The sequence below is a fragment of the Hyphomicrobium sp. CS1GBMeth3 genome, from assembly GCF_900117455.1.
Taxonomy (GTDB): domain Bacteria; phylum Pseudomonadota; class Alphaproteobacteria; order Rhizobiales; family Hyphomicrobiaceae; genus Hyphomicrobium_C.
The window spans coordinates 1,310,122-1,328,575 of sequence record NZ_FPHO01000002.1; the positions used below are offsets into that span (position 1 = coordinate 1,310,122).

The 18,454-nt window shown below is 64.0% G+C and carries 28 protein-coding genes; 1 reads left to right on the forward strand and 27 read right to left on the reverse strand.

From position 1 onward, the window contains the following. Nucleotides 1–223 precede the first annotated feature (223 nt). The 27 genes from CS1GBM3_RS06380 to rpsL all read right to left on the reverse strand — a co-directional run bounded on the left by CS1GBM3_RS06380 (nucleotide 224) and on the right by rpsL (nucleotide 16,847). Complete coding sequence (locus tag CS1GBM3_RS06380) at nucleotides 224–805, reverse strand: adenylate kinase (RefSeq protein ID WP_072392883.1); 582 nt, start codon at nucleotides 803–805, stop codon at nucleotides 224–226. Next, nucleotides 802–2,166: a preprotein translocase subunit SecY gene (gene secY / locus CS1GBM3_RS06385; RefSeq protein WP_072392888.1), complete on the reverse strand. Its 1,365-nt coding sequence runs from the start codon at nucleotides 2,164–2,166 to the stop codon at nucleotides 802–804. Before secY ends, CS1GBM3_RS06380 begins: the two co-directional genes overlap by 4 nt. A gap of 137 nt (nucleotides 2,167–2,303) precedes the next feature. Next, nucleotides 2,304–2,852, reverse strand: a complete 549-nt coding sequence (gene rplO / locus CS1GBM3_RS06390; protein ID WP_072392891.1) for a 50S ribosomal protein L15 — start codon at nucleotides 2,850–2,852, stop codon at nucleotides 2,304–2,306. A gap of 77 nt (nucleotides 2,853–2,929) precedes the next feature. Then, nucleotides 2,930–3,130, reverse strand: coding sequence for a 50S ribosomal protein L30 (gene rpmD / locus CS1GBM3_RS06395; RefSeq protein WP_072392894.1), 201 nt, complete (start codon nucleotides 3,128–3,130; stop codon nucleotides 2,930–2,932). 41 nt (nucleotides 3,131–3,171) lie between these two features. Then, nucleotides 3,172–3,750: a 30S ribosomal protein S5 gene (gene rpsE / locus CS1GBM3_RS06400; RefSeq protein ID WP_072392897.1), complete on the reverse strand. Its 579-nt coding sequence runs from the start codon at nucleotides 3,748–3,750 to the stop codon at nucleotides 3,172–3,174. Nucleotides 3,751–3,766: 16 nt separating this feature from the next. Beyond that, on the reverse strand, nucleotides 3,767–4,129 hold the full coding sequence (gene rplR, locus CS1GBM3_RS06405; protein WP_072392900.1) for a 50S ribosomal protein L18: 363 nt from the start codon (nucleotides 4,127–4,129) through the stop codon (nucleotides 3,767–3,769). 10 nt (nucleotides 4,130–4,139) lie between these two features. Next, nucleotides 4,140–4,682, reverse strand: a complete 543-nt coding sequence (gene rplF, locus CS1GBM3_RS06410; RefSeq protein ID WP_072393797.1) for a 50S ribosomal protein L6 — start codon at nucleotides 4,680–4,682, stop codon at nucleotides 4,140–4,142. Between the two features lie 42 nt (nucleotides 4,683–4,724). Next, on the reverse strand, nucleotides 4,725–5,123 hold the full coding sequence (rpsH, locus tag CS1GBM3_RS06415) for a 30S ribosomal protein S8 (RefSeq protein WP_072392903.1): 399 nt from the start codon (nucleotides 5,121–5,123) through the stop codon (nucleotides 4,725–4,727). Between the two features lie 15 nt (nucleotides 5,124–5,138). Next, entirely contained in the window at nucleotides 5,139–5,444 is a 306-nt protein-coding gene (gene rpsN / locus CS1GBM3_RS06420) for a 30S ribosomal protein S14 (RefSeq protein ID WP_072392906.1), read from the reverse strand. Nucleotides 5,445–5,495: 51 nt separating this feature from the next. Continuing rightward, nucleotides 5,496–6,182, reverse strand: a complete 687-nt coding sequence (gene rplE / locus CS1GBM3_RS06425; RefSeq protein ID WP_072392909.1) for a 50S ribosomal protein L5 — start codon at nucleotides 6,180–6,182, stop codon at nucleotides 5,496–5,498. Nucleotides 6,183–6,185: 3 nt separating this feature from the next. Further along, nucleotides 6,186–6,512 (reverse strand): 50S ribosomal protein L24, encoded by a 327-nt coding sequence (gene rplX / locus CS1GBM3_RS06430; RefSeq protein WP_072392912.1) that lies wholly within the window; start codon nucleotides 6,510–6,512, stop codon nucleotides 6,186–6,188. Next, nucleotides 6,512–6,880, reverse strand: a complete 369-nt coding sequence (gene rplN, locus CS1GBM3_RS06435) for a 50S ribosomal protein L14 (protein WP_020087359.1) — start codon at nucleotides 6,878–6,880, stop codon at nucleotides 6,512–6,514. Before rplN ends, rplX begins: the two co-directional genes overlap by 1 nt. Nucleotides 6,881–6,974: 94 nt before the next feature. Continuing rightward, the gene (gene rpsQ, locus CS1GBM3_RS06440; protein ID WP_072392915.1) at nucleotides 6,975–7,208 is read right to left on the reverse strand and encodes a 30S ribosomal protein S17; all 234 of its coding nucleotides are present in this window, start codon (nucleotides 7,206–7,208) and stop codon (nucleotides 6,975–6,977) included. A gap of 12 nt (nucleotides 7,209–7,220) precedes the next feature. After that, nucleotides 7,221–7,439 carry a 50S ribosomal protein L29 gene (gene rpmC / locus CS1GBM3_RS06445; RefSeq protein ID WP_072392918.1) on the reverse strand — a complete coding sequence of 73 codons (219 nt, stop codon included), beginning with the start codon at nucleotides 7,437–7,439 and terminating at the stop codon, nucleotides 7,221–7,223. 33 nt (nucleotides 7,440–7,472) lie between these two features. Then, on the reverse strand, nucleotides 7,473–7,883 hold the full coding sequence (gene rplP / locus CS1GBM3_RS06450) for a 50S ribosomal protein L16 (RefSeq protein WP_072392921.1): 411 nt from the start codon (nucleotides 7,881–7,883) through the stop codon (nucleotides 7,473–7,475). 22 nt (nucleotides 7,884–7,905) lie between these two features. Beyond that, complete coding sequence (gene rpsC / locus CS1GBM3_RS06455; RefSeq protein ID WP_072392924.1) at nucleotides 7,906–8,700, reverse strand: 30S ribosomal protein S3; 795 nt, start codon at nucleotides 8,698–8,700, stop codon at nucleotides 7,906–7,908. Further along, nucleotides 8,700–9,197: a 50S ribosomal protein L22 gene (rplV, locus tag CS1GBM3_RS06460; protein ID WP_072392927.1), complete on the reverse strand. Its 498-nt coding sequence runs from the start codon at nucleotides 9,195–9,197 to the stop codon at nucleotides 8,700–8,702. The genes rpsC and rplV overlap by 1 nt, the downstream gene beginning before the upstream one ends. Beyond that, entirely contained in the window at nucleotides 9,197–9,478 is a 282-nt protein-coding gene (gene rpsS / locus CS1GBM3_RS06465; RefSeq protein ID WP_072392930.1) for a 30S ribosomal protein S19, read from the reverse strand. The genes rplV and rpsS overlap by 1 nt, the downstream gene beginning before the upstream one ends. A 35-nt stretch (nucleotides 9,479–9,513) precedes the next feature. Beyond that, the gene (gene rplB / locus CS1GBM3_RS06470; RefSeq protein ID WP_072392933.1) at nucleotides 9,514–10,335 is read right to left on the reverse strand and encodes a 50S ribosomal protein L2; all 822 of its coding nucleotides are present in this window, start codon (nucleotides 10,333–10,335) and stop codon (nucleotides 9,514–9,516) included. Between the two features lie 15 nt (nucleotides 10,336–10,350). Further along, the gene (locus tag CS1GBM3_RS06475) at nucleotides 10,351–10,647 is read right to left on the reverse strand and encodes a 50S ribosomal protein L23 (RefSeq protein WP_072392936.1); all 297 of its coding nucleotides are present in this window, start codon (nucleotides 10,645–10,647) and stop codon (nucleotides 10,351–10,353) included. After that, nucleotides 10,647–11,297: a 50S ribosomal protein L4 gene (gene rplD / locus CS1GBM3_RS06480; protein WP_072392939.1), complete on the reverse strand. Its 651-nt coding sequence runs from the start codon at nucleotides 11,295–11,297 to the stop codon at nucleotides 10,647–10,649. Before rplD ends, CS1GBM3_RS06475 begins: the two co-directional genes overlap by 1 nt. Continuing rightward, on the reverse strand, nucleotides 11,297–11,989 hold the full coding sequence (rplC, locus tag CS1GBM3_RS06485) for a 50S ribosomal protein L3 (protein ID WP_072393800.1): 693 nt from the start codon (nucleotides 11,987–11,989) through the stop codon (nucleotides 11,297–11,299). Before rplC ends, rplD begins: the two co-directional genes overlap by 1 nt. A gap of 64 nt (nucleotides 11,990–12,053) precedes the next feature. Further along, a complete protein-coding gene (rpsJ, locus tag CS1GBM3_RS06490) occupies nucleotides 12,054–12,362 on the reverse strand; it encodes a 30S ribosomal protein S10 (RefSeq protein ID WP_023788138.1) in 309 nt (102 codons plus the stop codon). 78 nt (nucleotides 12,363–12,440) lie between these two features. Next, nucleotides 12,441–13,649 carry an elongation factor Tu gene (tuf, locus tag CS1GBM3_RS06495; protein ID WP_072392942.1) on the reverse strand — a complete coding sequence of 403 codons (1,209 nt, stop codon included), beginning with the start codon at nucleotides 13,647–13,649 and terminating at the stop codon, nucleotides 12,441–12,443. A 76-nt stretch (nucleotides 13,650–13,725) separates the two neighbouring features. Next, on the reverse strand, nucleotides 13,726–15,816 hold the full coding sequence (fusA, locus tag CS1GBM3_RS06500; protein ID WP_072392945.1) for an elongation factor G: 2,091 nt from the start codon (nucleotides 15,814–15,816) through the stop codon (nucleotides 13,726–13,728). A gap of 69 nt (nucleotides 15,817–15,885) precedes the next feature. Next, nucleotides 15,886–16,356 (reverse strand): 30S ribosomal protein S7, encoded by a 471-nt coding sequence (gene rpsG / locus CS1GBM3_RS06505; protein ID WP_072392948.1) that lies wholly within the window; start codon nucleotides 16,354–16,356, stop codon nucleotides 15,886–15,888. 119 nt (nucleotides 16,357–16,475) lie between these two features. Then, nucleotides 16,476–16,847: a 30S ribosomal protein S12 gene (gene rpsL / locus CS1GBM3_RS06510; protein ID WP_072392951.1), complete on the reverse strand. Its 372-nt coding sequence runs from the start codon at nucleotides 16,845–16,847 to the stop codon at nucleotides 16,476–16,478. 518 nt (nucleotides 16,848–17,365) lie between these two features. Here rpsL and CS1GBM3_RS06515 point away from each other — a divergent pair. After that, on the forward strand, nucleotides 17,366–18,388 hold the full coding sequence (locus CS1GBM3_RS06515; protein WP_072392954.1) for a zinc metalloprotease HtpX: 1,023 nt from the start codon (nucleotides 17,366–17,368) through the stop codon (nucleotides 18,386–18,388). Nucleotides 18,389–18,454 lie beyond the last annotated feature (66 nt).

The window sequence follows — 18,454 nt, forward strand, 5'->3', positions numbered from 1 at the left end:
GGAGGCTTCTTCAAATCGACCGCGAGGCGGCCATCTATCTGTTTTGCAACGAAAAAACACGGATCAACCTGATCCGGGCGAAGATCGCCGCACGGAGCAGGCCTTCCGTTCCATCGTGCTCGAAAGCGCGGTGTTGTAGCTTGGTCATAACCCTTCGTCAACCTGCGCCTTGTTCTTGTGACATCTTTTCCCAAACCGTGGCCCGGAGGCTTTCCTCAAGCTTCTAGGCGTCAAGCAGGGCGTCGATCTCGCGGGCAACCTCCTCGACCGGCACCATGCCGTCGATGGTGCGGAGCTTGCCCTGGGCAAAATAGTAACCGATGAGCGGAGACGTCTCCCGGTAGTAGGCCAGGAGGCGCGTCTTCAGAGCTTCGGCGTTATCGTCGGCGCGCGGCGTGCCACCCGCTGCGATGGTGTCGCTCGCCCGCTTCTCGATGCGGGACAGCAATGCGTTGTCGTCCACCTTGAGCTCGATCACCAAGTCGAGGATCGTGCCCTTGGAGTCCAACAGCTCGTCGAGGGCGGCCGCCTGCTTCAGCGTGCGCGGGAAGCCGTCCAGGATGAACCCGTTTGCGCAGTCGGGCTGGCCGATGCGCTCTGCGATGATACCGATCACGACCTCGTCCGGCACCAGGCCGCCGCTCTTCATGATCGACTCGGCCTTGCGGCCGATCTCGGTGCCGGCCTTGACGGCGGCGCGCAGCATATCTCCGGTGGAGAGCTGGATCAGACCGCGGCGCTTGGCCAGTGCCTCTGCCTGTGTGCCTTTACCGGCGCCCGGAGGCCCCAGAAGGATCAGTTTCATCTACGTCCCCCGCGCGTCGTGGCGCCGCGAAGCTTCGCCTTCTTGATCAGGCCTTCGTACTGGTGCGCAAGGAGATGGCTCTGGATCTGGGCCACGGTGTCCATCGTGACGCTGACCGCGATCAGGAGCGAGGTGCCGCCGAAATAGAAGGGCACGCCTGCGTAGGCAGTCAGCATTTCCGGCATGACGCAGACGGCGGCGAGGTAGATGGCACCGACGACGGTGATGCGGGTCAGAACATAATCGATATACTCGGCTGTCTTCTCACCGGGGCGGATGCCGGGCAGGAAGCCACCGTGCTTCCTCAGATTGTCGGCGGTGTCCTTCGGGTTGAAGACGACGGCCGTATAGAAGAACGCAAAGAAGACGATCAGAAAGACATAGATCGCGATGTGCAGCGGCTGGCCGGCGCCCAGCGAGGCAACCAGCGTCTGCAGCCACTCGGGGCCGCCGCCCTGCGCAGACGAGAATTGCGCCGCTGTGATCGGCAGCAGCAGCAAGGACGAGGCAAAGATCGGCGGAATGACGCCCGCGGAGTTCAGCTTCAGCGGCAGATGCGAGGCATCGCCCTGGAACATGCGATTGCCGACTTGTCGTTTCGGATACTGGATCAACAATCGCCGCTGCGCGCGCTCGATGAAGACGATGGCGGCGACGACGGCCAGCATCAGAACGAGCAAGGCGAGCAGCAGGAACGTCGAGAGGGCGCCGGTGCGGGCCATCTCGAACAGGCCGACGATGGCGGACGGGAGGCCTGCGACGATACCGGCGAAGATGATCAGCGAGATGCCGTTGCCGACGCCGCGCTGCGTGATCTGCTCGCCGAGCCACATCAGGAACATGGTGCCGCCAACGAGCGTGATGACGGTGGTGGCGCGGAAGAACCAGCCGGGATCGGCGACGGCGGGTCCCATCTGCGAACGCGATCCTTCAAGGCCGATGGCGATGCCGTAGGCCTGGAATGCGGCGAGCACGAGCGTCAGGTAGCGCGTGTACTGGTTGATCTGCTTTCGGCCCGATTCGCCTTCCTTCTTCAGCGCCTCGAGCTTCGGTGACATCGACGACATGAGCTGCATGATGATCGATGCCGAGATGTAGGGCATGATGTTCAAGGCGAAGATCGCCATACGCTCGACGGCGCCGCCGGCGAAGACGTTGAACATGCCGAGGATGCCCGACGACTGCGCGCGGAAGGCCTCAGCAAAGGCCGCCGCATCGACGCCGGGAATCGGAATGAAGGTGCCGAGGCGATAGATGACCAGCGCGCCCAGCGTGAACCAGATACGGTTCTTCAGATCCTGCGCCTTGGAGAAGGCTCCAAGGTTGAGGTTTGCGGCAAGCTGCTCGGCAGCGGAAACCATTGCATTCTCTCCCGGCTCGTCCTGAGCCCTCTTACTTGGTGTCCGGCCGCCGCCGCGTCGAGCCCCCGTGGCCTGGCGGCACCACCGGCACACCGGCGGGCGACACAGGCGGCGCGCCGCTCAGCGCGCGGTCGTTATCATTCCTCCGCTGCAGCCTGCTTCTTCGTCGTGCCGCCTTTCTTGGCCGCGGACTTCTTGCGCTTCGCCTCGTCGGCCTCGAGAATCTTCTTCTCGATGACGCTGACGGAGCCGCCGGCCTTCTCGACCGCGGCCTTGGCCGTCGCAGTGGCGTGGTTCACGGTCAGCGACAGCTTGGCCGTGATCTCTCCCGAGCCAAGGAGGCGCAGACCATCCTTCGGACGGCGCAGAATGCCGGCGTCGACGAGTGCCGTCACGTCGACAGACTGACCGGCCTTCAGCTTGCCCTCGTCAACGGCCTTCTGCAGCGCGCCGACGTTGATCTCGTTCCAGTCCTTGCGGTTCCACTTGTTGAAGCCGCGTTTCGGCAGACGCCGATGCAACGGCATCTGGCCGCCTTCGAAGCCGCCGATGGCAACGCCGGTACGCGCCGTCTGGCCTTTGCCGCCGCGGCCGCCCGTCTTGCCGACGCCGGAGCCGATGCCGCGGCCGATGCGCAGGCGGCCCTTGCGGGCGCCGGGATTGTCCTTGATGTCGTTGAGCCGCATGGGTCTCAAGCTCCTTGTTCGTCTTTCAGCTGAGCGCGATGCGCGGTGAAGCTTTGGAGCTCCCGCGCGCCGCGTTCTCAGGCTTTGCCCTTCTCGTCGACGACGCGAACGAGATGAGGAATGCTGTTTATCATGCCGCGCACGGCCGGCGTGTCCTCGACGACGCGACGGCGATGCAGCTTGTTCAGGCCGAGACCGATCAAGGTCTTGGTCTGGATCTCGGGCCGGCGGATCGCGCTACGGTACTGCTCGACCGTAATCGTCTTCTTGGCTGCCATGGGTCGGTCCCTTCTCGAATCTCTTCGTCGCCTAATGCCGATCAGGCTTCAGCGGCGATCTCGGCGGCGGAGCCGTCGCGCCGGCGGGCGACGATCTCAGACACCTTCTTGTTGCGGCGCGCGGCGACCGAGCGGGGGTTCTCCTGCTCCTTCAGCGCGTCGAACGTGGCGCGAATGACGTTGTAGGGGTTGGTCGAGCCGAGCGACTTCGCAACCACGTCATGGACGCCGAGCATCTCGAACACGGCGCGCATGGCGCCGCCGGCGATGATGCCGGTACCGGCAGGGGCCGAGCGCAGCACGACCTTGCCCGAGCCGTGACGGCCCTCGCTGTCGTGGTGCAGCGTGCGGGCGTCGCGCAGCGGCACGCGGAGCAGGTTACGACGCGCCTGCTCGGTTGCCTTGCGGATCGCCTCCGGCACCTCGCGCGCCTTGCCGTGGCCGAAGCCGACGCGGCCTTTAAGGTCACCGACGACGACGAGCGCGGCGAAGCCGAAGCGCTTGCCGCCCTTCACGACCTTGGCCACGCGGTTGATGTGGACCAGCTTGTCCGAAAACTCGCTGTCGCGCTCCTCGCGCTCGCGCTCCCGGCCCCGGTCTCTCGATGCTGGACGTGCCACTGTCAAATTCCTTTCATCAGAAGCTGAGGCCGCCCTCGCGTGCGGCATCGGCGAGCGCCTTGACCCGCCCGTGATAGAGATAGCCGCCGCGATCGAACACAACCGTCGTAACGCCGGCCTTGACCGCGCGCTCGGCAACAAGCTTGCCGATGGCAGCCGCGGCCGCCTTGTCGGCGCCGGTCTTCAGCGAACCGCGCAGATCCTTCTCGAGGCTCGACGCTGCGACCAGCGTCTTGCCGTCGGTATCGTCGATGATCTGCGCGTAGATGTGCTTCGACGAGCGGTGAATGGACAGACGCGGACGGCCGGCGGCGCGGGCCTTCAGCGTCCGGCGCACGCGAGCACGGCGCCTTTCGAACTGGTTCTCTTTGTTGGCCATGGCCTCGGTCCTACTTCTTCTTGCCTTCCTTGCGGAAGATATACTCGCCCTTGTAGCGCACGCCCTTGCCCTGATAGGGCTCCGGCTTGCGGGAGGCGCGGATCTCGGCAGCCACCTGGCCGACGAGTTGCTTGTCGATGCCGGAGACCGTCACCTGATCCTGCTTGGCGCCGCCCACCTTGACCTCGACGCCCGCCGGAATCTCGTGCTCGACGTCGTGGCTGAAGCCGACCGACAGCGTGAGCTTGTCCTTGCCCTTGAGCGCCGCCTTGAAGCCGACGCCGTGGATCTCGAGCGTGTGCGAGTAGCCCTCGGTGACGCCCGTGATCAGGTTCTGTACCATGGTGCGCGACATGCCCCACATGGAGCGCGCCTTCTTGGTGTCCTCGATCATCGTGAGCGTGATGCCGTCGGCATCCTTCTCGACTTTGATCTCCTCGGGCAGCGTAAAGGACAGCTCGCCCTTGGCGCCCTTCATTTTAACCGTCTGGCCGTCAACCGTCGCCGTGACGGCGGCGGGAACGGGAACCGGCTTTTTTCCGATGCGTGACATGGCCGTTGTCCTCGAGATGTCGGCCGAAGCCGACATCCTTGGTTAGAATACGTTGCAGATGATCTCGCCGCCGACGTTCTCTTCCTTGGCGCGCGCATCCGACATCACGCCCTTGGGCGTGGAGAGGATGGCGACGCCGAGACCGTTGGCGACGCTCTTCAGATCGCGGACGGGCGAGTAGACGCGCCGGCCGGGGGTCGACACACGGCTGATCTCCTTGATCGCCGGCTGACCGTTGAAATACTTGAGCTCGATCTCGAACTCGGGATGGCTACCCTTCTGCTCAACCCGCGTGTAGCCACGGATGTAGCCTTCCTCGGCGAGCACGTCGAGGACGCGGGCGCGCATGTTCGATGCGGGCGTCACAACCTTGGGGCGGCGACGGAGCTGCGCATTGCGGATGCGTGTCAGCATATCGCCGATGGGATCATTCACTGCCATGTGCTTCGCGCCTCCTTACCAGCTCGACTTGACCATGCCGGGGATCAGACCCTGGGAGGCCAGCTCACGGAGCTGGTTGCGGCACATCTTAAGCTTGCGATAGTAGCCGCGCGCGCGGCCCGTGATCTCGCAGCGGTTGCGAATGCGCACGGCGGAGCCGTTGCGCGGCATCTCGGCCAGCTTGAGGCGCGCCGCGAAGCGCTCCTCGGCGGGGCGATTGAGGTCGTCCGCGATCGCCTTCAGGCGCTTACGCTTCGCAGCGTGCTGCGCGGAAAGCTTCCGGCGACGGTTGTTCTTTTCGACTGAGCTCGTCTTAGCCATTCATATCCTCCAAAGGCCTTTCGGGTCCCGATCTGGGTTGGCCGAGGTCCTCTAGCTGCGGAAAGGGAAGTTGAAGCCGCGAAGCAGCTCGCGGGCTTCGTCGTCGGTCTGGGCCGAGGTGACGACGATCACGTCGAGCCCCCAAACCTGATCGACTTTGTCGTAGTTGATCTCCGGAAACACGATGTGCTCCTTGAGACCGCAGGCGAAGTTGCCGCGGCCGTCGAAGCTCTTCGGGTTCAGGCCGCGGAAGTCCTTCACGCGCGGCAGCGCGATCGTGACGAAGCGATCCAGGAACTCGTACATGCGGTCGCCGCGCAGCGTCACCTTGGCGCCAAGCGTCATGCCCTCGCGAACCTTGAAGGTAGCGATGGACTTGGTCGACTTGGTCATCAACGGCTTCTGGCCAGCGATGAGCGCCAGATCGGCAGCGGCGCTGTCGACCTTCTTGCGATCGGCCGTTGCTTCGCCCACGCCCATGTTGATTACGATCTTCTCGATCTTCGGGATCTGCATCGGGTTCGCGTAGGCAAACTTGTCCTTCAGCGCGCCGCGGACGACCTTCTCGTAATGCGTCTTGAGGCGCGGCTTGTAGTCAGCCGGACGCGGCTTCCACTCACGCGGAGCAGCATCAGCCTTCGACGCCTTGGCGGCCTTGGCGGCCTTGACTTCCTTGCCCGGCTTGCCGGCCGGCGGACCGCCGGCCTTCGCCTTCTGAGATTTATCCTTCTCGGCCATGGCTTACTTCTTCTCCGGAATGATCTCGCCCGAGCGCTTGGCGAAGCGGACCTTCTTGCCGTCGTCCAGGATGCGGAAGCCGATGCGGGTCGGCTTGCCGTCCTTCGGATCCTCGACAGCGAGGTTCGAAATCTGGATCGCGGCCTCTTTCGAGATGATGCCGCCTTCCTGCGATGCGGTCTGGCGCTGATGGCGCCGCACGACGTTGACGCCGCGGACAACCGCACGGTTCTCCTTCGGACGCACCTCGATCACCTCGCCGCGCTTGCCCTTGTCGCGGCCGGTGAGAACGACGACGCTGTCGCCCTTCTTGATCTTAAGCGACGCCATTACAGCACCTCCGGCGCAAGCGAGACGATCTTCATGTGGTTCTTCGCACGCAGCTCGCGCGTGACCGGTCCGAAGATACGCGTGCCGACCGGCTCGCCCTGGTTGTTGATCAGGACGGCGGCGTTGCGGTCGAAGCGGATCAGCGAGCCGTCGGGACGGCGCACGCCCTTGGCGACGCGCACGATCACGGCCTTCATGACCTGGCCCTTCTTCACGCGGCCCTTCGGAATCGCCTCCTTCACCGACACCACAATGGTATCGCCGATGGTGGCGTACTTGCGCTTCGAGCCGCCCAGCACCTTGATGCACTGAACGCGCCGCGCGCCCGAATTGTCAGCGACGTCGAGATTCGTCTCCATCTGGATCATCGCACCGTCTCTCTTCCTGCCGCGCAATCCGCGGCTTCAAATCGTGTTTCGTCCCGGTGCCGGTTCCGCCGTGCGGCCTAGCACCACTCAAAAATCAAGCCTTCTCGACCGCCACCCAGCGTTTCAGCTTCGAGATTGGAGCGGACTCCTGGATCTCGACGCGATCGCCTTCCTTGAAGGTGTTGGACTCGTCGTGAGCGTGGTACTTCTTCGTACGACGGACCGTCTTCTTCAGAAGCGGATGCGTGTAACGGCGCTCCACCTCGACGACGATGGTCTTGTCGTTCTTGTTCGAAACAACCACACCCTGCAGGACGCGCTTCGGCATCGTTCTCTCTCCTTACGCGCCAGACTTCGACTTCGAGGCCGATCCGCCCCGCTTCTGCGTCGCGAGCGTCAGCACGCGCGCGATGTCGCGGCGAACCTGGCGCACACGCGACGTGTTCTCGAGCTGGCCGGACGCCTTCTGAAAGCGCAGGTTGAACTGCTCCTTCTTCAGCTTCGCCAACTGATCGTCGAGCTGATCGAGCGTCATGCTCCTCAAATCACCCGCCTTCATCGTCGTGTTCCTTGTCCTTCGCGCTTCTCAGCCTTAGCCGATGCGCGTCACAATACGCGTTTTGATCCCGAGCTTGGCGGCGCCCAGCGTCAGCGCCTCACGCGCGATCTGGTCCGGCACGCCGTCCAGCTCGAACATGATGCGGCCCGGCTTCACGCGCGAAACCCACAGCTCGATACCGCCCTTGCCGGAGCCCATGCGGACCTCGGCCGGCTTCTTGGTCACCGGCACGTCCGGGAAAATGCGGATCCAGACGCGGCCGGCGCGCTTCATGTGGCGCGTGATGGCGCGGCGCGCGGCCTCGATCTGACGTGCGGTGACGCGCTCAGGCTCCACGGCCTTGAGTCCGTGCGAGCCGAAGTTCAGCGTCGTGCCGCCCTTCGCAGCGCCGTGGATGCGGCCCTTGAACTGCTTGCGGAACTTGGTTTTCTTCGGTTGCAGCATGGTTCTTGTCCTTCAGCCTTGATCAGGCCGTCTCCTGTCCTTGCGCAGCCTCGCCGCCGCCACGGGGGCCTCCACGGTCGCCGCGGGGACCGCGACGCTCGCGGCGCTCGCCGTCCTCACGACGGGGGCGGCCGCCCGTGCCGTCGCCGGCACCCTCGGTGGCGCGGCGCTCGGATGCCATCGGGTCGTGCTCCATGAGCTCGCCCTTGAAGATCCAAACCTTGATGCCGATGACGCCGTAGGCGGTCTGGGCGACGCCGTAGCCGAAATCGATGTCAGCGCGCAGCGTGTGCAGCGGCACGCGACCCTCGCGATACCACTCCGTACGCGCGATCTCGGCGCCGCCGAGGCGGCCCGCGACGTTGATACGGATGCCGACGGCGCCAGCACGCAGCGCGGTCTGCACGGCGCGCTTCATGGCGCGGCGGAACGCAACGCGGCGCTCGAGCTGCTGGGCGATGTTCTCAGCAACCAGCGTGGCGTCGATGTCGGGCTTACGCACCTCGAGCAGGTTCAGGTGAACCTCGGAGGACGTGAAGCGCGACAGCTCGTTGCGCAGCTTCTCGATGTCGGCGCCCTTCTTGCCGATCAGCACACCAGGACGGGCCGTGTGAACCGTCACGCGGCACTTCTTGTGCGGGCGCTCGATCACGACCTTCGAGATGCCGGCGGTGCGCTGCTGCTTCATTATGTGGGCGCGGATGGCGCGGTCTTCATGAAGGAGCTTGCCGTACTCACCGCGACGGGCGAACCAGCGGCTGTCCCAGGTGCGGTTGATGCCGACGCGCAGGCCGACGGGATTGACTTTGTGACCCATTACTCGGCCTCCTTCTGAGCCACAGCAGCCTCAGCCTTAGCGGCCGGCTTCTTGGCGGCCTTCTTCGGCGCGGCCTTCTTGCCAGCGTCCTTGCCCTTAGCCTTTGCCTTGGGCGTCTCGGCCTCTTCCTCGGTCTCGCGAACCACGACGGTGATCTGCGAGAACGGCTTCTTGATCTGGAAGCCGCGGCCGCGGCCGCGGGCCGCGAAGCGCTTCATGACGAGGTTCTTGCCGACGTAGGCTTCCGACACGACAAGCGCGTTGACGTCGAGATCATGGTTGTTCTCGGCGTTGGCAACGGCGCTCATCACGCACTTGCGAACGTCCTGGGCAATGCGCTTCCTCGAGAACTCGAGGTCAGCGAGCGCCTTGTCGACCTTCTTGCCGCGGATCAGACCCGCGACGAGGTTCAGCTTCTGCGGCGAGACGCGAAGGTTCTTCGCGACTGCGCGGGCCTCCTTTTCAGAGAGGCTCCTTTCCCGGCTCGGCTTGCCCATTACTTCCTCACCGCTGCTTTCTTGTCGCCGCCGTGACCATGGAACGAACGCGTCGGCGAGAACTCGCCGAACTTGTGCCCGATCATGTCCTCGGTGACGTTCACCGGTACGTGCTTCTGACCGTTGTAGACGCCGAACGTCAGCCCTACGAACTGGGGCAAAATCGTCGAGCGACGGCTCCAGGTCCTGATGACCTCATTGCGGCCCGACGAACGCACCTTCTCGGCCTTCTTGAGAAGGTAGCCGTCGATAAACGGGCCTTTCCAAACTGCGCGTGTCACTCTCGTATCTCCTCAGTCGTCTTCTCTGCGCGCGCTTACTTGCTCTTCGCGCGGCTTCTGACGATGTACTTATCGGTCTGCTTATTCTTGCGGGTCTTGAAGCCCTTGGTCGGCTTGCCCCACGGCGTCGCCCAGTGCTTACCGCCCTTGGTACGGCCGCCGTTCGGGTGGTCGATCGGGTTCATGGCGATCGAGCGCACCGTCGGACGGTTGCCCTTCCAGCGCGTGCGGCCAGCCTTGCCGGTCACCTCGTTGGTGTGGTCCGGGTTCGACACGGCGCCAACGGATGCCAAGCACTCGGCGCGCACCTTGCGGGTCTCGCCGGAGTTCAGCTTCAGGATCGCCCAGCCGGCGTCGCGGCCGACGAGCTGCACGAAGGCACCAGCCGAACGCGCGATCTGGCCGCCCGCGCCCGGCTTCAGCTCGACGTTGTGCACGATGGTGCCGATCGGCATGGCCGACAGCGGCATGGCGTTGCCGGGCTTCACGTCGACCTTCGCACCCGAGACGACCTGGTCACCAACGGCCAGGCGCTGCGGCGCCAGAATGTAGGAGAGCTTGCCGTCCTCGTACTTGATGAGGGCGATGAAAGCCGTGCGGTTCGGGTCGTACTCAAGACGCTCGACCGTGGCGACCACGTCGTGCTTGCGACGACGGAAGTCGATCAGGCGATACGACTGCTTGTGGCCACCGCCGATATGACGCGTGGTGATGCGTCCGTCGTTGTTGCGGCCGCCGGTCTTGCGCTTGCCCTCGGTCAGCATCTTGACCGGCGCGCCCTTCCAGAGGTTCGAGCGGTCGACCTGAACCAGGTGGCGGAGACCCGGGGACGTCGGACGGTATGTCTTCAATGCCATGGGATCGGCTCTCCTTTAAAGACCCGTCGTGACGTCGATCGAGTGGCCTTCCTCGAGCGTCACGATGGCCTTCTTAACGTCGCTCTGCTGAGCGCGAATGCCGCGGAAAACCTTCCGCTTGCCCTTGCGCACGAGCGTGTTGACGGCCTTCACCTTGACCTTGAAGAGGCTCTCGACGGCGGCCTTGATATCGGACTTGTTGGCGCCCGAAGCGACCTTGAAGATCACCTGGTTCGCCTCGGAAACCGCCGTCGCCTTCTCGGTGATCACCGGAGACAGGATGACGTCGTAATGCTTGAGGTTGCTGCTCATCACTTCGCCTCCGCGGCTTTGGCCTTCACGTCAGCGAAACGCACGTCCAGCGCCTCGACTGCGGCCTTGGTCAGCACGAGCTTCTCGCGGCGCAGGATGTCGTAGACGTTGATGCCGGCAATCGGCAGAACGTCGATGTGCGGGATGTTGCGCGCCGCGCGGGCGAACGCGTCATCCAGCGACGCACCGTCGATGATCAGCGCGCTCTTCCAGCCGAGCTCGGCGAACTGCTTCTTCAGCGCGCCCGTCTTGCCGTCCTTCGACTGTGCCGCGTCGAGCACGACGATCTCGCCGGCCTTGGCCTTGGCGGACAGTGCGTGACGGAGCGCGAGTGCACGAACCTTCTTGGTCAGGTCGATGGCATGGCTGCGCGGCTTGGGGCCGAACGCCTTGCCGCCGCCGCGCCACTGCGGGACCGACTTGTCACCGTGGCGAGCACCGCCGGTGCCCTTCTGCTTGTAGACCTTCTTGCCCGTGACCGAGACTTCCGAGCGGTCCTGCGCGTGGTGCGTGCCGGCCATGCGCTTCAGCTGCTGCCAGCGCACCATGCGATGCAGAATATCCGGCCTAGGCTCGAGCCCGTAGATGGCATCGGCGAGATCAACCTCACCGGCCTTTTTCGCCTCGAGCGTCGTGACGGTGGCTTTCATCACGCCTTCTCCTTATTCGCCGGCTTGAAGGCGCCGGGCGACGGCGCATCAGCGTGGGCCTTCTTTTTGACGGCATCGCGCACGATGACCCAGCCACCCTTGGAGCCAGGAACCGCGCCACGGATCATCAGCAGGCCGCGCTCGACGTCGGTCTTAACGACGACGAGGTTCTGCGTGGTGACGCGCTCATCACCGAGATGGCCCGCCATCTTCTTGCCCTTGAACACCTTGCCGGGGTCCTGACGCTGGCCGGTGGAGCCGTGCGAGCGGTGCACGACCGAGACGCCGTGCGTTGCGCGCAGACCGCCGAAGTTCCAGCGCTTCATGGCGCCCTGGAAGCCCTTGCCCTGGGTGGTGCCGGTGACGTCCACGAACTGGCCGGGGACGAAATGGTCGGCGGTGATCTCGGCGCCAACCTCGATCAGGTTCTCGGGGCTGACCCGGAACTCAGCGAGCTTGCGCTTCGGCTCGACGGTGGCAACGGAGAACGTCCCGCGCTCCGACTTCGTCAGCCGCGAAGGCTTACGCGTGCCGGCGCCGACCTGGATCACCGTGTAGCCGTTCTTGTCGGCGGTGCGCTGCGAAAGGACCTGCAGCTTCTCGAGCTTCAGGACCGTCACAGGCACGTGCTCACCCGCTTCCGTGAAGATGCGGGTCATGCCGACTTTCTGTGCAATCACTCCGGAACGCATGTCTCGCATTCCTTCCTTCATTATTCGCAGCCCAAGCGGAGAGCCCCGCCCGGCGCGGCATCCTCTAGAGCTTGATTTCCACGTCCACGCCCGCGGCCAAGTCGAGCTTCATCAGCGCGTCGACCGTCTGCGGCGTCGGATCCACGATGTCGAGCATGCGCTTGTGAGTGCGCATCTCGAACTGCTCGCGGCTCTTCTTGTCGACGTGCGGAGAGCGATTGACGGTAAAGCGCTCGATACGGGTCGGCAGAGGGATCGGACCCCGAACCTCCGCGCCGGTGCGCTTCGCCGTGTTCACGATCTCACGCGTCGACGCATCGAGAATACGATGGTCGAACGCCTTGAGCCGGATACGGATATTCTGGCCGTTCATTGTCTTGACCCGCTAAATGAGAGAAGCGCTCGTGTTGTCGGCGTTGCCGCCACCCTCTCGAGCGCCTCTTTTTTTCTGCTACTCAACGATCTTCGTGACGACGCCGGCGCCAACGGTGCGGCCGCCTTCGCGGATTGCGAAGCGCACCTTCTCTTCCATGGCAATCGGCGAGACGAGCTCGACGTCCACGGCGATGTTGTCGCCCGGCATCACCATCTCCGTGCCTTCCGGCAGCGTCACGACGCCGGTGACGTCGGTCGTGCGGAAGTAGAACTGGGGACGGTAGTTGGTGAAGAACGGCGTGTGACGGCCACCCTCTTCCTTGGTGAGGATGTACGCCTCGGCCTTGAACTTCCTGTGCGGCTTCACGGAGCCGGGCTTGGCCAGAACCTGACCGCGCTCGACAGCTTCCTTGTCGATACCGCGCAGGAGGCAGCCGACGTTGTCGCCGGCCTCGCCCTGATCGAGCAGCTTGCGGAACATCTCGACGCCGGTGACAACCGACTTCTTGGTGTCCGTGAGGCCGACGATCTCGACTTCCTCGCCGACCTTGATGACGCCGCGCTCGATACGGCCGGTGACGACGGTGCCGCGGCCGGAGATCGAGAACACGTCTTCGATCGGCATCAGGAAGGGCTGATCCTTCGGACGCTCAGGGAGCGGAATGTAGGTGTCGAGGGCCTCGTAGAGGCGGATGATCGCCTCGTCGGCGAGTTCGCCCTTCTCACCATTGAGTGCCTTCACGGCGGCGCCGCGAATGACCGGCGTGTCGTCGCCCGGGAACTGGTACTTGGAGAGCAGCTCGCGCACTTCCATCTCGACGAGGTCGAGCAGCTCGGCGTCATCGACGATGTCGCACTTGTTGAGGAAGACGACGATGTAGGGCACGCCGACCTGGCGGGCGAGCAGGATGTGCTCGCGGGTCTGCGGCATCGGGCCGTCAACGGCCGACACGACCAGGATCGCGCCATCCATCTGGGCAGCGCCGGTGATCATGTTCTTCACGTAGTCGGCGTGGCCGGGACAGTCGACGTGTGCGTAATGGCGGTTCGGCGTCGCATATTCGACGTGCGAGGTGGCGATGGTGAGAATCTTCGTCGGGTCGCGACGGCCCTGGCTCTCAGACGCCTTGGCAACGTTGTCGTAGCTGATCGCCGTCGTGGTCCAGCCGCGATCGAACGAAACCTTCGTCAGTGCTGCGGTGAGCGTGGTCTTGCCGTGGTCGACGTGACCGATGGTGCCGACATTGACGTGCGGCTTGTTGCGCTCGAATTTCGCCTTGGCCATGGGTGGCTCTCCTTAACTCGTCTTTCAATTGCTGCCGGTTGCTACCGGATCTCCTCGCCTCAGCCGGGGTGCCGGCTCAGGCATATTTCGCCTTGACCTCGTCCGCCACGTTGCGCGGCACATCGGCATAGTGCGCGAACTGCATCGTGTAGGATGCGCGCCCCGTCGACATCGACCGGAGCTGGCTCACATAGCCGAACATGTTCGCGAGCGGCACGTAGGCCCGGATGACAGTCGCGTTGCCGCGCATCTCCTGGGTGCGGATCTGGCCGCGCCGCGAGTTGATGTCGCCGATGATGGAGCCGACGAAATCGCCCGGCGTCACCACCTCGACGTCCATGATCGGCTCGAGGATCTTGATGCCGCCCTTATCGCAGCCTTCCTTCATGGCCGCGCGGGTGGCGATCTCGAATGCGATCGCAGACGAGTCAACCTCGTGGAAGGCACCGTCGAACAACGTGACCTTCATGTCGACGATCGGGAAGCCGATCAGCACGCCCGAATCCCACACCGACTTGACGCCCTTTTCGACGCCCGGGATGTATTCGCGCGGGACGGAGCCGCCGACGATCGTGCTCTCGAAAGCATTGCCCTTGCCGGTCTCGTTCGGCTCGAGCTTGAGCTTGACGCGGGCGAACTGGCCGGTGCCGCCGGTCTGCTTCTTGTGCGTGTAGTCGATCTCCGCCGGGCGAGCCAGCGTCTCGCGGTAGGCAACCTGCGGCTGGCCGACGTTAGCCTCGACGTTGTAGGTGCGCTTCAGGATGTCGACCTTGATGTCGAGATGAAGCTCGCCCATGCCCTTCAGGATGGTCTCGCCGCTCTCGGGGTCGATGGATACGCGGAACGAGGGATCCTCGACCGACATCGTGTTGAGCGCGATCGCCATCTTCTCCTGGTCGGCCTTGGTCTTGGGCTCGATCTTCAGATTGATGACGGGCTCAGGGAACTCCATCTTCTCAAGGATCACCGGGTTGTTCGGATCGCAGAGCGTTTCGCCGGTGCGGATATCCTTCATGCCCTGCAGGGCGACGATGTCGCCAGCGAAGGCTTCCTTGATCTCCTCGCGGTCGGCGGCGTGCATGAGATACATGCGGCCGGCGCGCTCTTTCTTGTCGCGTGAGGTGTTGGCGAGCGCCATGCCCTGCTCGAGCTTGCCCGAGTAGATGCGACAGAACGTAATCGAGCCGACGTGCTCGAAGCTCATGATCTTAAAGGCGATCATGGACAGCGGCTCGCTGTCGGACGGCTTGCGCAGAAGGTCTTTGCCGGTTTTCGGATCGATACCCTTGTAGGCCTCACGATCAAGCGGGCTCGGCAGGAAGTCGACGACGGCGTCGAGAAGGGGCTGCACGCCCTTGTTCTTGAAGGCCGACCCACACATCATCGGATAGAAGGCGCGGGTGATGGTCGCCTTGCGGATAAGCTTACGAATGGTGTCCTCGTCGGGCTCCTTGCCCTCGAGGTAAGCCTCCATCGCGGCGTCGTCCATTTCGACGGCGGCCTCGATCATGGCGGCGCGGAACTCGGCAGCCTTGTCGGCGAGATCGGCCGGGATCTCGGACTCGACCATCTTGGCGTCCTTGCCATCGCCTTCCCAGGTGATGGCCTTCATCTTGATGAGGTCAACAACGCCCTTGAAGTCGCTCTCAGCGCCGATCGGAATCTGCAACGGCACAGCGCGCGCGCCGAGCTTTTCCTTGATGTCGGCAAGGCACATGTAAAAGTCCGCGCCGGTCTTATCCATCTTGTTGGAGAAGATGATGCGCGGAACGCTGTACTTGTCGCCTTGACGCCAAACGGTCTCGGTCTGCGGCTCGACGCCCTGGTTCGAGTCGAGAACGCACACGGCGCCGTCGAGCACGCGCAGCGAACGCTCGACCTCGATGGTGAAGTCGACGTGGCCCGGCGTATCAATGATGTTCAGGCGGTGCTTCTTGTCGTTGCGGTCCACCCAGAAGCAGGTCGTCGCGGCAGACGTAATGGTAATGCCGCGCTCAGCCTCCTGCTCCATGAAGTCCATCGTCGCGGCGCCGTCGTGGACTTCGCCGATCTTGTAGGACTTGCCGGTGTAGTAGAGGATCCGCTCAGTCGTGGTCGTCTTGCCGGCATCAATGTGGGCCATGATGCCGAAGTTGCGGTAGTCCTCGATGGGGTATTGGCGGGCCATCTGTCTTTCCCTTTGCGCTTCGGTTGCCTACTCCGCAACCGCGCTTTTCCCTTTGCTCAGCCGCGCGATTTACCAGCGGTAATGCGAGAACGCCCGGTTGGCGTCCGCCATCTTGTGCGTGTCTTCGCGCTTCTTGACGGCCGTGCCACGGTTGGCGGCGGCGTCCAGCAGCTCGCCCGACAGGCGCTCAACCATCGTGTTCTCGTTGCGCGCACGGGCTGCAGTGATGATCCAGCGGATGGCGAGAGCCTGACGGCGCTCAGTGCGAACTTCGACCGGAACCTGGTACGTGGCGCCGCCGACGCGACGCGAGCGAACCTCGACCGCCGGCATGACGTTGTCCAGCGCCTGATGGAACATGGCGACCGGATCGGACTTCGCCTTGCTCTCCATACGCTCCAGCGCGCCGTACACGATGCGCTCGGCGACCGACTTCTTACCGTCGGACATGACGGCGTTCATGAACTTGGTCAGCACCAGATCAGAATACTTCGGATCCGGATTGACTTCGCGCTTTTCTGCACTGTGACGACGGGACATGTGTCCTAGTCCTTCGCTTCAATCTTAGGGCTCACTCCCGGGCGAGCCGCCTTGGAACTTCGAGATCCCGGATCCTTCCGCTCCTAAGCGGCTCGTCCGGGATACCTCTGGCGAGAAGGCTATTTCGGCCTCTTCGCACCGTATTTCGAACGACGCTGCTTGCGGTTGGCGACGCCCTGGGTGTCGAGCACGCCGCGCAGGATGTGGTAACGGACGCCGGGCAAGTCCTTGACGCGGCCACCACGGATCAGGACCACGGAATGCTCCTGAAGGTTGTGGCCCTCGCCCGGAATGTAGCCGATCACCTCGTAGCCGTTGGTCAGGCGGATCTTGGCGACCTTACGAAGCGCCGAGTTCGGCTTCTTCGGCGTCGTCGTATAGACGCGCGTGCAGACGCCACGCTTCTGAGGGCACGCCTCCATGTGGCGCGACTTCTCGCGATAGACCTTCGGGCTCCGGGGTTTCCGGATCAGCTGTTGTATCGTCGGCATCAAGCGCCCCGCTTCTGTTCGGCTCCAGACCGTGTTTCGGCCTGCTTGAGCGCCGCGCGTCCAAATATGAGCGCATGCGCCAAACGAAACCTGCCGAGCCCCGGAGCCCCGGAAGCCTGGCACGGAAAAAACCAGAGGATCATCCGGCTTGCCCTTCGGCTTGCCGGCGATCTTGGTCCGAAAATGTCCTCTGCTTTAGGACGGCAGCGTTTAGGCTGAAGCGCAAAAATGCGCGGAGATGGCCTACCACCTACCGTGAGAGTGGCGTTCCTATAACCATTTGCGGATTCCGGGTCAACACCTTGCGGCTAACGAAATCGCAAAAGTCGGCGTCGGCGATGGCCTTGCTCAAAAGACCGCGCGCCAGAAGCCGTCGGGAGACCCCGGCAAAGGCTGAACAGACCGCTGTTTATCATAGGAAAGACGTTTTTTAATCACCTCATTTCCAGTTATGGGGCATGTTCTCGGCTGCGGGGCCGAGGTCCCGTTCTGCGGCGTTCTCTCGGCAGGAGGGCGAGATGCCCGCTTTCCTTTATTCGCATGTCCTTTCGGCGAGTCTGACCGGCACGTCGCGGCAGAATCGCGCCCAAGCGGGCCTTCTGCTGCTCGGCTTCGTGGTGCTGGTCGCAGCGCCCGCGATGTTGCTTTGGAGTGGGACCGGCTTAATTGTCGCGCTGCTGCTTGCGGCCGTCGTCGTCGCGCTCTCGCTGTACGTGCCGGCGGAGGTCGTGATGCGGCTCTATCAGGCGACCCCTATCCCACAGGACGACACCCAGCTTTCAAGCCTGATCGATGTTTTGGCCTACCGCGCAGATCTCCCTCGGCGGCCCGACCTCTACGTCGTTCCCAGCACGACGCTGAACGCGTTCAGCGTCGGCTCGCGGGAACGGCCTGCAATCGCGGTTACCGAAGGGTTGCTGAGGCGCCTGTCGCTCCCCGAAACGGCCGGCGTGCTGGCGCACGAGATCGGCCACATCCGCAACAACGACCTTCCCGTGCTGAGGCTGGCGGACGTCGTGACACGGGTGCTGCAGCCGCTGAGCTATGCCGCACTCGGCTTGGCCGCGTTCAATATCGCGACGTTCGTGACCGGCTGGGATCCGATTTCCTGGTGGGCGGTGCTCCTCCTCTACCTCGTGCCCGCACTTTCGAACCTACTGCAGCTTTCCCTCTCCCGGGAGCGCGAATTCGAGGCAGACAGGACCGCCGAGGCGCTGACGGGCGATCGTGAGGCGCTCGTGTCCGCGCTGCGACGGCTCGAGACCTACACTGGGCATTTCTGGGAGACTGGGCATTTCTGGGAGGATTTGATGCTACCGGTGCCGGCACGCCGGGTACCGCAGCCGTCGCTGCTGCGCTCGCATCCCGAAGCCGACGAGCGCGTCCGGCAGCTCGCAGTCGAGGCCAGCGGCCCGGCGGGTGATCACGCACCGGTGCGGCACGCGCCGCTCGTCATCGCCGAGCAGCCCATGTTCTCGCTCGTCGGCTACGGGCCTGGCGACATGCGGCCCCGCTACCGGTGGCCGGGGCTGTGGTTCTGACGTTGCCCCTCCCCGCTTTCTGGGGAATCCCTGCGGCGGACGTTGTGAGTTCCCCCTCCCGGCCTC

What these genes read in the sequence shown, in the direction of transcription:
- CS1GBM3_RS06380 (WP_072392883.1), bottom strand. Translation starts at nt 805, where the DNA reads ATGAAACTGATCCTTCTGGGGCCTCCGGGCGCCGGTAAAGGCACACAG.
- secY (WP_072392888.1), bottom strand. Translation starts at nt 2,166, where the DNA reads ATGGTTTCCGCTGCCGAGCAGCTTGCCGCAAACCTCAACCTTGGAGCC.
- rplO (WP_072392891.1), bottom strand. Translation starts at nt 2,852, where the DNA reads ATGCGGCTCAACGACATCAAGGACAATCCCGGCGCCCGCAAGGGCCGC.
- rpmD (WP_072392894.1), bottom strand. Translation starts at nt 3,130, where the DNA reads ATGGCAGCCAAGAAGACGATTACGGTCGAGCAGTACCGTAGCGCGATC.
- rplR (WP_072392900.1), bottom strand. Translation starts at nt 4,129, where the DNA reads ATGGCCAACAAAGAGAACCAGTTCGAAAGGCGCCGTGCTCGCGTGCGC.
- rplF (WP_072393797.1), bottom strand. Translation starts at nt 4,682, where the DNA reads ATGTCACGCATCGGAAAAAAGCCGGTTCCCGTTCCCGCCGCCGTCACG.
- rpsH (WP_072392903.1), bottom strand. Translation starts at nt 5,123, where the DNA reads ATGGCAGTGAATGATCCCATCGGCGATATGCTGACACGCATCCGCAAT.
- rpsN (WP_072392906.1), bottom strand. Translation starts at nt 5,444, where the DNA reads ATGGCTAAGACGAGCTCAGTCGAAAAGAACAACCGTCGCCGGAAGCTT.
- rplE (WP_072392909.1), bottom strand. Translation starts at nt 6,182, where the DNA reads ATGGCCGAGAAGGATAAATCTCAGAAGGCGAAGGCCGGCGGTCCGCCG.
- rplX (WP_072392912.1), bottom strand. Translation starts at nt 6,512, where the DNA reads ATGGCGTCGCTTAAGATCAAGAAGGGCGACAGCGTCGTCGTTCTCACC.
- rplN (WP_020087359.1), bottom strand. Translation starts at nt 6,880, where the DNA reads ATGATCCAGATGGAGACGAATCTCGACGTCGCTGACAATTCGGGCGCG.
- rpsQ (WP_072392915.1), bottom strand. Translation starts at nt 7,208, where the DNA reads ATGCCGAAGCGCGTCCTGCAGGGTGTGGTTGTTTCGAACAAGAACGAC.
- rpmC (WP_072392918.1), bottom strand. Translation starts at nt 7,439, where the DNA reads ATGAAGGCGGGTGATTTGAGGAGCATGACGCTCGATCAGCTCGACGAT.
- rplP (WP_072392921.1), bottom strand. Translation starts at nt 7,883, where the DNA reads ATGCTGCAACCGAAGAAAACCAAGTTCCGCAAGCAGTTCAAGGGCCGC.
- rpsC (WP_072392924.1), bottom strand. Translation starts at nt 8,700, where the DNA reads ATGGGTCACAAAGTCAATCCCGTCGGCCTGCGCGTCGGCATCAACCGC.
- rplV (WP_072392927.1), bottom strand. Translation starts at nt 9,197, where the DNA reads ATGGGCAAGCCGAGCCGGGAAAGGAGCCTCTCTGAAAAGGAGGCCCGC.
- rplB (WP_072392933.1), bottom strand. Translation starts at nt 10,335, where the DNA reads ATGGCATTGAAGACATACCGTCCGACGTCCCCGGGTCTCCGCCACCTG.
- CS1GBM3_RS06475 (WP_072392936.1), bottom strand. Translation starts at nt 10,647, where the DNA reads ATGAGCAGCAACCTCAAGCATTACGACGTCATCCTGTCTCCGGTGATC.
- rplD (WP_072392939.1), bottom strand. Translation starts at nt 11,297, where the DNA reads ATGAAAGCCACCGTCACGACGCTCGAGGCGAAAAAGGCCGGTGAGGTT.
- rplC (WP_072393800.1), bottom strand. Translation starts at nt 11,989, where the DNA reads ATGCGTTCCGGAGTGATTGCACAGAAAGTCGGCATGACCCGCATCTTC.
- rpsJ (WP_023788138.1), bottom strand. Translation starts at nt 12,362, where the DNA reads ATGAACGGCCAGAATATCCGTATCCGGCTCAAGGCGTTCGACCATCGT.
- tuf (WP_072392942.1), bottom strand. Translation starts at nt 13,649, where the DNA reads ATGGCCAAGGCGAAATTCGAGCGCAACAAGCCGCACGTCAATGTCGGC.
- fusA (WP_072392945.1), bottom strand. Translation starts at nt 15,816, where the DNA reads ATGGCCCGCCAATACCCCATCGAGGACTACCGCAACTTCGGCATCATG.
- rpsG (WP_072392948.1), bottom strand. Translation starts at nt 16,356, where the DNA reads ATGTCCCGTCGTCACAGTGCAGAAAAGCGCGAAGTCAATCCGGATCCG.
- rpsL (WP_072392951.1), bottom strand. Translation starts at nt 16,847, where the DNA reads ATGCCGACGATACAACAGCTGATCCGGAAACCCCGGAGCCCGAAGGTC.
- CS1GBM3_RS06515 (WP_072392954.1), top strand. Translation starts at nt 17,366, where the DNA reads ATGCCCGCTTTCCTTTATTCGCATGTCCTTTCGGCGAGTCTGACCGGC.